This is a genomic window from Anaeromyxobacter sp. K (assembly GCF_000020805.1).
Taxonomy (GTDB): Bacteria; Myxococcota; Myxococcia; order Myxococcales; family Anaeromyxobacteraceae; genus Anaeromyxobacter; species Anaeromyxobacter dehalogenans.
The window spans coordinates 3,928,594-3,942,031 of record NC_011145.1 but is presented as its reverse complement, the minus strand read 5'-3'; the positions used below and the strand labels follow the sequence as shown (position 1 = coordinate 3,942,031).

The 13,438-nt window shown below is 74.3% G+C and carries 11 protein-coding genes; 4 read left to right on the top strand and 7 right to left on the bottom strand.

From position 1 onward, the window contains the following. Window positions 1–47 precede the first annotated feature (47 nt). The 3 genes from ANAEK_RS17535 to acs form a co-directional block, all read right to left on the bottom strand. Complete coding sequence (locus ANAEK_RS17535; protein WP_012527465.1) at window positions 48–758, bottom strand: FKBP-type peptidyl-prolyl cis-trans isomerase; 711 nt, start codon at window positions 756–758, stop codon at window positions 48–50. After that, a complete protein-coding gene (locus tag ANAEK_RS17530) occupies window positions 755–1,993 on the bottom strand; it encodes an AI-2E family transporter (protein ID WP_012527464.1) in 1,239 nt (412 codons plus the stop codon). The genes ANAEK_RS17535 and ANAEK_RS17530 overlap by 4 nt, the downstream gene beginning before the upstream one ends. A gap of 77 nt (window positions 1,994–2,070) precedes the next feature. Continuing rightward, window positions 2,071–3,969 carry an acetate--CoA ligase gene (acs, locus tag ANAEK_RS17525; protein ID WP_012527463.1) on the bottom strand — a complete coding sequence of 633 codons (1,899 nt, stop codon included), beginning with the start codon at window positions 3,967–3,969 and terminating at the stop codon, window positions 2,071–2,073. 342 nt (window positions 3,970–4,311) lie between these two features. Between acs and ANAEK_RS17520 the strand changes: the two genes are divergently transcribed. The 3 genes from ANAEK_RS17520 (at window position 4,312) to murC (ending at window position 7,944) form a co-directional block, all read left to right on the top strand. Then, window positions 4,312–5,277 (top strand): LD-carboxypeptidase, encoded by a 966-nt coding sequence (locus tag ANAEK_RS17520; RefSeq protein WP_012527462.1) that lies wholly within the window; start codon window positions 4,312–4,314, stop codon window positions 5,275–5,277. Beyond that, the gene (locus tag ANAEK_RS17515; protein WP_012527461.1) at window positions 5,274–6,458 is read left to right on the top strand and encodes a serine hydrolase; all 1,185 of its coding nucleotides are present in this window, start codon (window positions 5,274–5,276) and stop codon (window positions 6,456–6,458) included. The genes ANAEK_RS17520 and ANAEK_RS17515 overlap by 4 nt, the downstream gene beginning before the upstream one ends. A gap of 61 nt (window positions 6,459–6,519) precedes the next feature. Further along, complete coding sequence (murC, locus tag ANAEK_RS17510) at window positions 6,520–7,944, top strand: UDP-N-acetylmuramate--L-alanine ligase (protein WP_012527460.1); 1,425 nt, start codon at window positions 6,520–6,522, stop codon at window positions 7,942–7,944. A gap of 217 nt (window positions 7,945–8,161) precedes the next feature. On the opposite strand, the gene ANAEK_RS17505 is transcribed toward murC, so the two are convergent. Further along, window positions 8,162–9,196: a cytochrome c3 family protein gene (locus ANAEK_RS17505; protein WP_012527459.1), complete on the bottom strand. Its 1,035-nt coding sequence runs from the start codon at window positions 9,194–9,196 to the stop codon at window positions 8,162–8,164. Further along, window positions 9,196–10,530, bottom strand: coding sequence for a hypothetical protein (locus ANAEK_RS17500; protein ID WP_012527458.1), 1,335 nt, complete (start codon window positions 10,528–10,530; stop codon window positions 9,196–9,198). The genes ANAEK_RS17505 and ANAEK_RS17500 overlap by 1 nt, the downstream gene beginning before the upstream one ends. A gap of 257 nt (window positions 10,531–10,787) precedes the next feature. On the opposite strand from ANAEK_RS17500, the gene ANAEK_RS17495 reads away from it, so the two are divergent. Continuing rightward, complete coding sequence (locus tag ANAEK_RS17495; RefSeq protein WP_012527457.1) at window positions 10,788–11,324, top strand: TlpA disulfide reductase family protein; 537 nt, start codon at window positions 10,788–10,790, stop codon at window positions 11,322–11,324. On the opposite strand, the gene ANAEK_RS17490 is transcribed toward ANAEK_RS17495, so the two are convergent. Further along, window positions 11,293–13,077 (bottom strand): histone deacetylase, encoded by a 1,785-nt coding sequence (locus tag ANAEK_RS17490; RefSeq protein ID WP_012527456.1) that lies wholly within the window; start codon window positions 13,075–13,077, stop codon window positions 11,293–11,295. The genes ANAEK_RS17495 and ANAEK_RS17490 overlap by 32 nt on opposite strands. A gap of 16 nt (window positions 13,078–13,093) precedes the next feature. After that, the gene (locus ANAEK_RS17485) at window positions 13,094–13,393 is read right to left on the bottom strand and encodes a hypothetical protein (RefSeq protein WP_012527455.1); all 300 of its coding nucleotides are present in this window, start codon (window positions 13,391–13,393) and stop codon (window positions 13,094–13,096) included. Window positions 13,394–13,438 lie beyond the last annotated feature (45 nt).

Below are 13,438 nucleotides of genomic sequence, written 5' to 3'. Positions count from 1 at the left end.
CGCGGCCGCCGCCCGCCCGCGAGGGGACGGGCGGCGCCGCGAGGACGCTACTTCACGATGTCGAGCAGCTCGACGTCGAACGTCAGGACGGCGTTGCCGGGGATGACCGGCGGGCGGCCCTGCTCGCCGTAGGCGATGGCGGCCGGGCAGACCACCTTGGCCTTGCCGCCGACCTTCATCTTCTGCAGCGCCTCGGTCCAGCACTTGATGACGCCGTTCAGCGGGAACTCGGCCGGCTCGTTGCGCTTGCGGGAGGAGTCGAACACCGTCCCGTCCACCAGCTTGCCCTCGTAGTGCACCTTCACCTTGTCGGTGGCGGTGGGGGTGGCGCCGGTGCCCTGCTTCTCCGGGATCACGACCGCGCCGGAGGCGGTCTTGATGGCGCCCTTCTCCTTCGCCATCTTGTCGAGGTAGCCGGCGCCCTTGGTCTTCTCGCGCTCGGCGGTGACCGACATGCGCGAGCGCGCCAGCTCGTTCACCTGCTGCTGCGACTTCTCGTCGAGCTGGAACTTCGGCTTGCCGGCGGCGCCGTCGCGGATGCCCTGGATCACCTTCTCGAGCTCGCCCGGCTGCAGCGAGAACACGTCCAGGCTCTTGGCCACCGCCAGGCCGACCGAGTACAGCGCGCGGTCGGTGTCGGCCGGCGCCTTCGCGGCCGGGGCCGGCTTGGCCGCGGGCGCGGCCGGCTTCTTGTCCTCGGCGCGCGCCGCGGTGGCCAGCACCAGGGCGGCGAGGAGGGCGATGCGGATCGGCTTCATGTGGGGCTCCCTTTCTGGTCCGGCGTTGACGGGGCCGGTCCCGGCGCTGCGGAGACGCTCTGGACGACCGGGACGGCGGCGCGCTCGTCCAGCTCGACCTGCTTCCGGTGCAGGAAGCGGAAGACCGCGACCACCACGCTCGCCACCGGCACCGCCAGCAGCGCGCCCACGATCCCGAAGCTGCGCTCGCCCACCACCAGCGCCAGCACGATGAGCACCGGGTGGATCCGGGCCGCGTCGCCCATGATCTTCGGGTTGAGGACGTACGCCTCGAGCGCGTGGACCACCGTGATCCAGCCGAGCGCGAGCAGCGCCTTGGTGGGCCCGCCGCCGGTGAGCGCCAGGAGCACGATGGGGACGGAGGACAGGATCGTGCCGAAGATGGGCACGATGTAGAGGACGAAGGCGAGGAAGCCGAGCGCGAACGCGAACGGCACCTTCAGCACCAGCAGGCCGATGAGCGTGAGGACGCCGTTCACCACCATGATGGTGAGCTGCCCGCGCACCACGCCGGAGAGGCCGGCGTCGATCCCGGCGCGCAGCCGGCGCAGGTCGGCGCGCCAGTGCGAGGGGACCACCGTCTCGAACCAGCGCAGGATGCGGGGCGCGTCCATCGAGATGAACGCGGTCAGCATGAACAGCAGCACCACGAAGAACAGCGTCTGGATCGTGCCGGCCAGGATGGCGCGCGAGAACGCCACCACGTCGCTGACGCGGCCCCGCAGCGCGAGCGTCAGGTCGTGCAGCGCGCTCGCCATCCCCGCGGCGAGGTCCACCGAGAACCGCCCGCCGGGCGTGTCGAGCCCGCCGGTCGAGGGCGTGACGTCGAGCGGGATCCCGTAGCGCTGCAGGAACGCGTCGATGGCGCGCGTCCACTCCTGCACCCGCTCCGGCGTGATCGAGGCGAGGAAGTCCCGGAGCTCGAGCAGGGCGCGGATCGCCTCGCGGTAGACCGCCGGGAGGATCGAGACCGCGGCGATCCAGACGAGCGTGGCCAGCACCGCGTACACGACCAGCACCGCCGCCACGCGCGGGACGGGCCGCCCGGCCACGCGCTGGCGCGCGATCCCGGCGATGACCGGGTCGATGACGTAGGCGGCGAGCCCGGCCAGCGTGAACGGGAGCAGCACCGGCCAGGCCAGCGCCACCACCCCCAGCATCATCACCCACAGCAGCGCGGTGAGCGCGTAGAGGCGGGTGCGCGGTCGCCTCCAGAGGGGCAGGTCGGTCTGCATCGGGCGGCGAGTATCGCCGAAAGCGCGCCGCCCCGCCCGTTCCCTTTTCGCGCGGGGAGCGGGCGGGGAGGAGGCGATCACTCCTCCAGCGTGGAGACGTCGCCCTCGGGGAGCCCCTGGGCGCGCGCCTTGAGCACGCGCCGCATGATCTTGCCGGAGCGCGTCTTGGGCAGCGAGTCCACGAACGTCACCTTCTCCGGCCGCACGATGGGCCCGAGGTGCTGCGCCACGTGCTGCTTCACCTCGTCCTCCAGCTCGGGGCTGGGCTTGAAGCCCTGGCGCAGCAGGCAGTAGCAGTGGATGGCCTGCCCCTTCACCTCGTGCGGCAGCCCGATCACCGCCGCCTCGGCGATGGCCGGGTGCGACACCAGCGCGCTCTCGATCTCGGCGGTGCCGAGGCGGTAGCCGGAGACCTTGATGACGTCGTCGGTGCGGCCGATGACCCAGTAGTAGCCGTCGGCGTCGCGCTTGGCGGCGTCCCCGGCCATGTAGCGGCCCGGGTACTTCTCCCAGTAGGTCTTCACGAACCGTTCAGGGTCCTTGTAGACGGTCATGGCCATCGCCGGCCAGGGCCGCTCCAGCACCAGGAACCCCTCCTCGCCGTCGGGCACCGCCTTGCCGTTGTCGTCGAGGATCGAGACCTGCTGGCCGAAGAACGGCTTCGCCGCCGAGCCGGGCTTCAGCGGGAGCGTCGGGACCGGCGTGATCATGAACATGCCGGTCTCGGTCTGCCACCACGTGTCCATCACCGGGCAGCGGCCCTTGCCGATGACGCGGTGGTACCACTTCCACGCCTCGGGGTTGATGGGCTCGCCCACCGAGCCGAGCAGCCGGAGCGTGGAGAGGTCGTGGCGGTTCGGCCACGACTCGCCGAAGCGCATCAGCCCGCGGATGGCGGTGGGCGCGGTGTAGAGGATGGTGATGCCGTACTTCTCGACCAGCGACCACCAGCGGTTCGGGTACGGGTAGGTCGGCGCGCCCTCGTACATGAACGTGGTCGCGCCCATGAGCAGCGGCCCGTACACGATGTAGCTGTGGCCGGTGACCCAGCCCGGATCCGCCGCGCACCAGTAGCGGTCCTCGTCCTTGATGTCGAAGACGTACTTGAGCGTGGAGTAGATGCCGACCTGGTAGCCGCCGTGGCCGTGGATGAGCCCCTTCGGCTTCCCGGTGGTGCCGGAGGTGTAGAGGATGTAGAGCGGGTCGGTGGCGTCCATCACCTCGGTCGGGCAGACGCCCGCGGCGAGGGGGAGCTTCATCAGCTCGTGGTACCAGTAGTCGCGGCCCGCCTCCATGCGGACCTCGTGCGCGGTGCGCTGGACCACGATCACGGTCTCGACCGTCGGGCAGCGCCGGACGGCGTCGTCCACCGTCTTCTTCAGCTCGACGATCTTCCCGTTCATGAACCCGCCGTCGGCGGTGATCACGACCTTCGACTCCGAGTCCTCGATGCGGCCCTGCAGCGCGTCCACCGAGAACCCGCCGTACACCACCGAGTGGATCGCGCCGATCTTCGCGGCCGCCAGCATGGCGATCACGATCTCGGGGATGCGGGGCATGTAGATGGTGACGCGGTCGCCCTTCTTCACGCCCATGGCCTTCAGGACGTTCGCGAACTTGGACACGTCGCGGTTCAGCGCGAAGTACGAGTAGGTGCGGACCTCGCCCTTCTCGCCCACCCACACCAGCGAGAGCTTGTTCTTGCGCCAGGTGCGCTGGTGGCGGTCCAGGCAGTTGTGGACGATGTTGGTCTGCGCGCCCTTGAACCACCGGTAGAACGGCTTCTCGGAGGCGTCGAGGACCTTGTCCCACTTCCGGTACCACTCGAGCTCCTCGGCCTCGGCGGCCCAGAAGCCCTCCAGGTCCTCGTCGGCGCGCTTCGCCAGCGCGGCCCAGTCCGGCACGCGCGCCTGCGTGGCCACCTCGGCGGAGGGGTAGAAGACCTCACCTTCGAGCTGCGTCTTCTTCGAGCTCATCACGGGCTCCTTTTCGCCGGTCGGGCCGGACGTCGCGCGCCGGGAGGGGGGCCCGGCGCGGCGTGGGGGCTTCGGAGATCGAGTCGGACCCTCGACATTAGCAGACGGACAGGCGAGCCCCGCGGGTTTTCGTCGCAGCCCCCGGCGCCGGGCGCCGGTGGCCGAACGAAGGATCATGCTTCCAGGGCGCTCCGGCAGCGTGTCCCCCGGTGGGTCCCACGCCGCGAGGCGGCCCGCCCGACTGCACGGACGGTGACACGGGGGCCGCCGCCGGCGAGCGCCTCCCGCCTTGGCGGGGACGCCGCCTCGACCCCCACCGGCCGCGCGGTTATCCTCCGCGCCGTGCGCCTCCCCCCGCTGCTGCGCCGCGGCGACCTCGTCCGCGTCATCGCGCCGTCGAGCCCCTTCGAGCCGGAGCTGCTCGCCCGCGGCGTGGCCGTCCTCCGCGACCGGCTCGGGCTCGAGCCGCGCATGCGCGCCGACCTGGGGGCGCGGGCGCGCTACCTGGCCGGCGACGACGCCCGGCGGCTGGAGGAGTGGCGCGAGGCGGTCGCGGACCCGGACGCGCGGGCGATCTTCTGCGCGCGCGGCGGGTTCGGCGCGAGCCGGCTGCTGCCCGAGGTGGACCCGGCGCCGCTGCTCGAGCGGCCCAAGGTGCTGGTGGGCTTCTCCGACGTGTGCGCGCTCCACGCGGCGCTCAACCGCGCCGGCCTCGCCACCGTCCACGGCCCGGTGCTGACGCAGCTCGGCCGGGCGCCGGAGGCCGCGGTCGCGCAGCTCGAGGCCCTGTTGCTGGGAGGGGCGCCGCGCCCGGATCCGTGGGCGCCACCGGCGGCGGGCGCCGGGCTGCCCGGGACGGCCACGGTGAGGGCGGGCCGCGCGGCGGGGCCGCTGCTCGGCGGCTCGCTGACCCTGCTGGCGCACCTGTGCGGCACGCCGTTCGCGCCGCGGCTGGACGGCGCGCTGCTCCTGCTCGAGGACGTCGGCGAGAAGCCGTACCGCCTGGATCGCTACCTGACGCAGCTCCGGCTGGCCGGCGCGCTGGACGGGGTGGCGGGGGTGGCGCTCGGCCATTTCACGGAATGTGACGCCGCGGGGGTGCGCGGCGCCGACGTGGTCCGGGAGCTGGTCGCGGGCCTGGGGGTGCCGGTGGCGGAGGGCTTCCCGGTGGGGCACGAGGACGCGAACTTCTCGGTCCCGCTCGGCGCGCGGGCGACGCTGGTCGCGCCCGGTCCCGGCGAGGAGGGCGCGCCGCGGCTGCTGTTCGACGGCTGGTGGGCCCGCGAAGGCGAGGGCGCCGCCCGGTGAGCGCCGCGCTCCCGCCGGTCGCGGCCGTGCTGGACGCGGGCGCGCGCGAGCGCGTCGCGCCGGCGCTCTCTGCGGCGGTGCTCCGCGACGGGCGGCTGGTCCACGCGAGCTGGCACGGCGAGCTGCCCGGGCCGGCCCCGCGCGCGCTGCGCCGCGACGACCTGTTCGACGTGGCCTCGCTCACCAAGGTCATCGCGACCGCCACGCTCGCCGCGCAGCTCGTGGAGGAGGGCGCGCTCGACCTCGACGCGCCGGTGGCCGCCCGGCTCCCGGGGTTCGAGGCCGGCGGGAAGGCCGCGGTCACCGCGCGCCACCTGCTCGCGCACTCGAGCGGCCTGCCCAGCTGGCGGCCGTACTTCGAGCGCGCCGCCGGGGATCCGCTGGCGGGCGCCGCGTTCCTGCCTCCGGGGCGCCGCCCCCCGCCGGCCGCGCTGACCGGCCCGCTCGCGCGCGGGCGCGCGCTCGTCCGCGCGGCGGTGCTGGCGGAGCCGCTCGAGGCCGCGCCCGGCGCGCGCGCCGTCTACTGCGACCCCGGGTTCATCGCGCTCGGGCTGCTCGTCGAGGCGCTCGGGGGCGCGCCGCTCGCCGCGCTCGCCGAGCGCCGGGTGTTCCGGCCGCTCGGGCTCGGCGCCACGTTCTTCCTCGACGGCCTCGATCCGGCCGCCGCGGCCGCCCGGTCCGCCGGGCGCGCCTTCGTCCCGACCGGCGCGTGCCCGCGGCGCGGCGCGGCGGCGCTGCAGGGCGAGGTGAACGACGACAACGCCTGGGCCATGGGCGGCGCCGCCGGCCACGCGGGCGTGTTCTCCACCGCGCCCGAGGTGGCGGCGCTGGGCCAGGCCTGGCTGGACGCGCTGGAGGGCCGCCCCTCGGTGGTGCCGGCGGGCGCCGCCGCCGCCTTCGCCGAGCGGGATCCGACCCCCGGCAGCGAGCGGGCCCTGGGCTGGGACACGCCCAGCCGCGGCGCCTCGTCCCTGGGCGGCCGGCTCGGGCGAGGGCCGCGCGGCGCGCTCGGCCACCTCGGGTTCACCGGGACCTCGCTCTGGATCGACCGCGACGCCCGCCTGGTGTGCGCGCTGCTCACGAACCACGTCCACCCCTCCGGCCAGAGCGACCGGCCGCGGATCCGCGCCTTCCGGCAGCGCTTCCACGACGCGGTGGCGGAGGCGCTGGGGATCGGGTAGGCCCTGCATCTCGCCGCCGCCCCGCGCCCGCGCGCGCGGCCGAAGCGGCACCGGAGCGAACGTGATCGACTGGAAGAGCGTGAAGCGCATCCACCTCATCGGCGTGGCGGGCACCGGCATGGGCTCGTTCGCGGGCATGCTGAAGGCCGCCGGCTACCAGGTCACGGGCTCGGACGAGAACGTCTACCCGCCCATGTCCACCCAGCTCGAGCGCTGGGGCATCGAGGCGATGACGCCGTACGCGGCCGCGAACCTCGACCGCGCCCGGCCCGACCTGGTGGTGGTGGGCAACGTGGTGCGCTCGGTGAACGCGGAGGCGGCGGCGGTGCGCGAGCGGGGCCTGCCGCACGTCTCCTTCCCGGCGGCGCTGGGCGAGCTGTTCATCGGGCCCCGCCACGGCGTGGTGGTGGTGGGCACGCACGGCAAGACCACCACCTCCGCCATGATGGGCTTCGTGCTGCACCACGCCGGCCGCGATCCGTCGTTCCTGGTCGGCGGCGTGACCCGCGACTTCGACTCGAACTTCCGCCTGGGGAGCGGCCCGCACTTCGTGGTCGAGGGCGACGAGTACGACACCGCCTACTTCGACAAGGGCCCGAAGTTCCTCCACTACCGCCCGCGCACCGCGATCTTCACGAGCTGCGAGCTGGACCACGCCGACATCTACCGGGACGAGGCGCACTACGAGTCGGCGTTCGAGCGGTTCGCCGACCTGCTCCCGCCGGACGGCTTCCTGGCGGCCTGCGCCGCGTACGAGAGCGTGCGCCGCATCTCCGCCCGGGCGCGGTGCCGGATCGAGACGTACGGCGTGGACGTCGCCGGCGCCGACTGGGAGGCGCGCGGCCTGTCGCTCGGGCCCGACGGCGCCCGCTTCACGCTGGTGCGCAGGGGCGCGCCGCTCGCCGAGGTCCACCTGCCGGTGGGCGGGGCGCACAACGTGGAGAACGCGCTCGGGGTGGCCGCCGCGGCCACCGCGCTCGGGCTCTCCCCCGCCGAGATCGCCGCCGGGCTGGGCGCGTTCCACGGCGTGCGCCGCCGCCAGGAGGTGCGCGGCACGGCGGGCGGGGTGACGGTGATCGACGACTTCGCGCACCACCCGCGCGCGGTGAGGAAGACGCTGGCGGCGGTGCGGGGGAGCTTCCCCGGGGCCCGCATGCTGGCCGCGTTCGAGCCGCGCTCGAACACCAGCCGCCGCAACCTGCACCAGGCCGACTACTCCGATCCGGCCACCTGGTCCGGCGCGGCCGAGGTGTTCGTCCTGCGCCCGGCCCCGACCGACCGCGTCCCGGAGGCGGAGCGGCTGGACGTGGACGCGGTGGTGCGCGCGCTCGCGGCGCACGGGCTGCCCGCGCGCGTGTTCGACGCGGTGGATCCCCTGGTCGAGGCCATCGCGGCCGACGCGCGCCCCGGCGACGTCGCGGTCGCCATGTCGAACGGCGCCTTCGGCGGCATCTGGGGCAAGCTGCTCGCGCGCCTCGGGCGCTGAGCCCGCTCGATGCTCGCGACCAGGCGAGCGAAGCGAGCCCGCCGGGGCGACGCCGCGCTTGCGGCGAAGCCGCTCGCGGCGGCGCAAGGGGCCCGGCGAGCAGGGGTGGGGCCCCGCCGAGCTTCGCTCGGCGGGGCGGGGGCGCAGCCCCCGCGAGAAGAAAAGGGCCCGGCCGCTCGCGCGACCGGGCCCTTCGAGTCTCGTCCTGCGCCGCCGGCTACGCCCCGTGGTGGCAGGCCGCGCACATCGCGTTCGACCGGCGGTCGCCGGCGTCGTGCTTGCGCGCGAACGACTTCGGGTGCGGGCTCTTCGCCGCGAGGCCGCCCACCTGGTGGCAGGCGACGCACACCGCGGAGGCGCCGTTGTCGTGGCAGCCGGCGCAGGAGGTGATGTCGCGCCGGGCCGCGTCGCCGTGGAAGTGGCCGCTGGCCTTGTCGTTGGCCCAGCCGGCCGGGTGCACCGGGAACGGCGTGAGCGACTTCATGGTCAGGTTCTGCTGCGTGTGGCAGGAGTCGCAGAACGGGCTGCCGTGGCAGCGGCGGCAGCTGGCCGGGTTCGCGCCCGCCTCGATCATGTGGCGCGAGACGTAGTCGCCGCGGTGGATGAAGTCGCGCTTCACCTCCTCCGGGAAGATCGAGGAGGGGAGGGCCGGCGTGGTCTGCGACGCGTGGCACGTCGCGCAGTAGGTCTGGTCGTGGCAGGCGGCGCAGCTCTGCGCGCTGGTCCGCGAGTAGTTGCCGTGCGTCCGGAGCCAGTCGCCCGTGTGCGCGAACGCCGACTCGGGCACGAAGCCCTTCAGGTCGGTGTGGCAGGGCGTGCACTTCGCCTGCGCGAAGTCCATCTGGTGGTTGTGGCAGGAGGTGCAGGCGGCCATGGGCGGCGCCTTGATCTCCTTGTCGCCGGGCTCGGGCAGCGCCTGGTGGCAGGTCTTGCAGTCCTTCACCTTCGCCAGGTGGTCCTGGTGCGAGAACGTGAACCGCACCTGCTTCACCCGCTCAGGCACCTTCACCTGGCCGCGCGCGTCGTCGTGGCAGTCCGAGCAGCTCACGCTGACGTGGCGCTTGGGCTCGAGCCGCGTGGCCTTGTCGATGCCGGAGTGGCAGTCGAGGCAGGCCACCTCGGCCATGATGTGCGCCTCGTGCGTGAACTCGACGGCCGGCTGCTCCGCCGCCGCCGCGGTCACCGTCTTGCTGCTCTTCGCGCCGCAGGCCGCCAGCAGCGCGGCCGCGATCACCGGGACGATCCGGTTCATCACCGCACCTCCCGCACCGTGTAGGTCTGGTTGTAGACGAGCTTCGCCATGACGTCGTAGGTCTGCTCCATGTACGGGGTGACGCCGGCGCGGCCCGACAGCACCGCGCTGAAGCCGCGGGCCAGCTCGATGCCGCCGCTGAGGGAGCCGGTGACGGCGAAGGACTCGCCGTTCACGTCCTCCTTGAAGAAGTAGCTCATCACGTCGGCCGCGGCGAACACCTTGCCGAAGCCCTGCTTGCCGTAGAGCCGCCCGGCCCAGTAGCCGTTCTCGAGCGCGTCGAGGTAGGTGACCTCGGCGCCGGCGTCTGTGGCGCCGCGGGTCCAGTCGGCGCGCATCACCAGGTCGTGCCCGAGGTAGCTGTCATCCTCGGTGGTCTCGCCCGGCTCCACCGAGAGGTGGTAGTCGGCGCCCACCGAGAGGCCGCGCCCGAGCTCGTAGTCGAGGCCCACGCCGTACTCCTTGCGCGTGGAGGCCGAGAACACCGAGAGGATCGAGTTCCGCGCCAGGAACAGGTCCGGCGCCAGGAACCGCCAGTCGGCGCTCACCTCCAGCCGGTGCACCGGCTTCCAGCGCGCCGCCACGCTCGCCTCGCTGAAGCGCTCGTCGTAGACGCTGAACGCGCCGAAGCCGGTGAAGGACACGGTCTGCAGCGGCTGCAGCCGGAAGTCCGCGCCCACCTCCTGGCGGACGGGGTCGCCCGCGTCCTCGACCACGTTCGCCGACGCGCCCACGTCCAGGCCGCGCCCGGCGTGGCCGGGGATCGCCAGCGACCAGCCGACCCGGCCGCCGTAGGCGAAGTCGCCGCCGGCCGGGTTCCAGCTCTTCACGCCGGAGCGCGAGGCGAACCGCTGCGCCACCGGCGAGCCGACATAGCCGGAGAGCCGGAAGCCGCCGGGCAGCACCAGGATGGCCTCGCCGCCGTCGATCTGGATCATGCGCGCGACGCCGCTCATGACGTGCTCGCGGCCCAGCCGCAGCGTGAGGCGCCGGTCGAGGAACTTCGCCTGCACCTGGGCGCTCATCAGGTCGCCGGTGAGCGACTCGCTGGTGCCGTTGTCCCAGCGCAGGCTGTCGAAGTCGTAGGAGCCCCAGCCCGAGAGCTGGAGCTGCAGGTCGTCGGCGACGGAGGTGCGGATGTCCCGCGCCGTGATGCTGACGATCTCGTAGGCGGGGACCACGGTGACGAGGTCGGGCGCCTCGCCCAGGCGCCGGTCGCGGGCCTGCTGGCCGGCGGAGACGAGGGTGGTCGAGGTGACCTCGACCGTGTCGGCGCCGGCGCCGGTGGCTGCGAGCAGCGCCACGGCGGCGACGATGTGTCTCGGAGTGCGCATCAGGATCTCACTCGACGGCGGGTCAAGATTCACCCGGCGGCGCGGTGTCCGCCGCCCGGGTCGGCGCGGAAGATCGCACAGGCAGGCGAGCGCAATCTTGCGCTAGATCACGCGTAAGCGGGAGGCACGATCCCACCTGGGACCGGGGGGCCGGGGCGGGCGGTCACCTTGCGTGAACCACGCGGAGCGCAAGGGCGCGTTCACGGCCCGCGCGGCGGTTCCGGGCGGGCCCTGATCGTCGCGCTTACAATCGGGGGATGCGCCGCCCCCCGCTCGCCGCCGCCCTGCTCGCGCTCGTCGCCGCCTGCGCCGCCCCGCGCACTCCGCAGCGCCCGACCCCGCGCCCGTCGCGCCTGCTGGGCACGGAGGTGTCGTTCTCGGCGCCGGATCTCGCCGGCCGGGACGTCCAGGTGGGCGGCGCGGCGGCGCGCGGGCGGGTGCAGGTGGTGGACTTCTGGGCGAGCTGGTGCGAGCCCTGCAAGGAACAGCTCCCGCACCTCGACCGGCTGGCGCGGGAGCACGGCGAGGACGGCCTTCGGGTCACCGGCGTGGCGTTCGACGAGGACCGGGCCGCGGTGGAGGCCTTCCTCGCGCCCGCCCCGGTCGCGTTCGAGATCCTCTGGGATCCGGGCGGGGCCGCCCTCGGCGACCGGCTCGACGTGCAGCGGCTGCCCACGACGCTCGTGATCGACCGTCGCGGGCTGGTGCGCCACGTCCACCGCGGCTACGACCGCGCCGAGGGGGAGAAGCTGGAGGAGGAGGTCAGGCTGCTCCTGGCGGAGCCGGCGCCCTGACCGCCGGCGGGGGCGCCTCCGGCAGCAGCGTGAAGCGGACCCGCTCGCGCTCGCGCTCCGCCTCCCCCGGCTCGGACGGCGACTCGCGCAGCCAGTACGCCATCTCGTCCGCCTCCCACGCGTAGGGGCGCCCGTCGAGGAGCACCCGGCCCTCGGAGACCGCGCGCGTCGCCTCGAGCAGCGGCACCGTCGCGAGGTCCCGCACCAGCGCCTCGAAGCGCCCCTGCCGCTCCGGGTCGATGAACGCGAACGCGTGGCGGGCGGCGTAGGCGGTGTGGAAGTGCGCCGGCCGGAACGCGACGCCGCCCAGCCCGAGGCGGATGGCCATGCGCGCCAGCATCGACCCGGCCTCGCGCGCCAGGCCGAGCCCCGGCACCTCCTGCCCCGGGAGGCGCGGGCGGCGGTCGCTGAACTGCGCCCGCGGGTTGCGCAGCGACAGCCAGTGCACGAACAGCACCTCGACGCCGAGCACGTGCCGCCGCTCCAGGATCAGCTCGACGAGCAGGTGCTCCTGCCCCTCCGCCTCGCCGTGGAGCCGCACCCGATCGCCCAGCCCGGCGGAGTCGAACCCGACCCGGAACTGCCGGTAGCCCATGCGCTCGAGCTGCTCCAGCACGCCGTAGCGGAACAGCGCGTGCTCGATGCCGGAGGCGGTGTAGAAGCCGAGCAGCAGCCGCTGGCGCCGCGGCCGCATGCCGAGCGCCTCCTCGAGATCCTCGGCGGTGATGTCGCCGGTGTCGCCGAGATCGCCGGGCAGGAGCTTCTGCGAGACCATCTCGAAGCGGGCGGAGAGCGGGTCGTACTCGTCGGGGATGGGCGCGAGCGAGCCGGCCGCGACCGCCATGCCCGTGCCGGCCAGCGCGCGCCAGGATCGCCGCGAGTAGCCGCCCGCCGAGAGCCACACGGTGGGCACGAAGTCCAGCTCGGCGGCGACGAGCAGGTCGCGCTCGCGCGCGCCGTCGAGCGACAGCCCGAGCTGGCCGAAGCGATCGCCGGCCAGCACGTCGCCCCCGGCCAGCACGAACGCGAGCTGCGGCCGCGGCATCCGCGAGAGCAGCGCGCCGAGCGCCTCGAGGTAGGCGTCGTCGCCGCTGCCCGGCGGGAGCACCGTCTCGTCCACGCCCTCGAGCGGCCCCCAGTCCGACCCGGAGATGGAGCCGATCCAGTGATCGGGATCCTGCGCCAGGCAGGCGGCGATGCCGTCGGGCGGGTGCGCGTCGAGGTCGATGACCGCCACGCGGCCCGAGAACCCCTCCGCGCGGACCGCGGCGATCGCGACGGCGACGTCGTTGACCGGGCAGAAGCCGCCGGCGGCGCCGGGGAACGCGTGGTGGAAGCCGCCCAGGAGGTTGATCGCGGGCGCGCGCGTGCGGAGCGTCTCGCGGGCCGCGCCCAGGGTGCCGCCGCAGGCCAGCCGGACGGTGGTCATGACCTCGTCCACCGGGACGTCGGACGGGTCCACCGCGAACACCCGCGCCAGCGTGTCGGGGTGGCCCAGCGACTCGAGCAGCTCCGCGTCGTGCACGCGCGCCAGGTCCTCGAACGAGATCCGCCGCGGCGTGCGGCGCCGCGAGCGCGGCACGGCGCCGGAGTCGGCGAGCCACCAGGCCACGAAGTCGGCGCGGCGCGGCTCCATGCCGGCGCCGGACTCGAGGCCGGAGAGCGGCAGGCGGTAGCGCGGGTCGTACCAGAGCGTCACGTCCCGGCGGTAGAACCAGGAGCGGAGCCGGTAGAGGAGGGCGCGCGGGCGCATCACGCGGCGCCCGGGCTCACCCGCGCGGCGGCGGCGCGAACGGCGGCTCGCCGCTCGAAGGAGGCGGCACGCGGGCGGCGCCCTTCCGGCGGCCGGACCAGGCCGACATCATCCAGCCGACGACCGTCTCGAACGCGATCCAGGCGACGGCGATCCAGACGGCGCCGCTCATCCGGCTGAGGCTGGCGGAGCAGTGGCGGTACTGGACCTCGATCGGATCGGCGACGTAGGTGGACCAGGGCATCGCCCAGGCGACCACGTACACCACCAGGCCGAGGAGGAAGATGGTCCGGAGCACGGCGAGCGCCTTGAGCATCCGGGCATTCTACCAAGCGCGGGGGTCGGGCGCTCCGTCCGCGTG

Excerpts from the sequence above, each read along its gene's own strand:
- ANAEK_RS17535 (WP_012527465.1), bottom strand. The coding sequence starts at position 758 with ATGAAGCCGATCCGCATCGCCCTCCTCGCCGCCCTGGTGCTGGCCACC.
- ANAEK_RS17530 (WP_012527464.1), bottom strand. The coding sequence starts at position 1,993 with ATGCAGACCGACCTGCCCCTCTGGAGGCGACCGCGCACCCGCCTCTAC.
- acs (WP_012527463.1), bottom strand. The coding sequence starts at position 3,969 with ATGAGCTCGAAGAAGACGCAGCTCGAAGGTGAGGTCTTCTACCCCTCC.
- ANAEK_RS17505 (WP_012527459.1), bottom strand. The coding sequence starts at position 9,196 with ATGAACCGGATCGTCCCGGTGATCGCGGCCGCGCTGCTGGCGGCCTGC.
- ANAEK_RS17500 (WP_012527458.1), bottom strand. The coding sequence starts at position 10,530 with ATGCGCACTCCGAGACACATCGTCGCCGCCGTGGCGCTGCTCGCAGCC.
- ANAEK_RS17495 (WP_012527457.1), top strand. The coding sequence starts at position 10,788 with ATGCGCCGCCCCCCGCTCGCCGCCGCCCTGCTCGCGCTCGTCGCCGCC.
- ANAEK_RS17490 (WP_012527456.1), bottom strand. The coding sequence starts at position 13,077 with ATGCGCCCGCGCGCCCTCCTCTACCGGCTCCGCTCCTGGTTCTACCGC.
- ANAEK_RS17485 (WP_012527455.1), bottom strand. The coding sequence starts at position 13,393 with ATGCTCAAGGCGCTCGCCGTGCTCCGGACCATCTTCCTCCTCGGCCTG.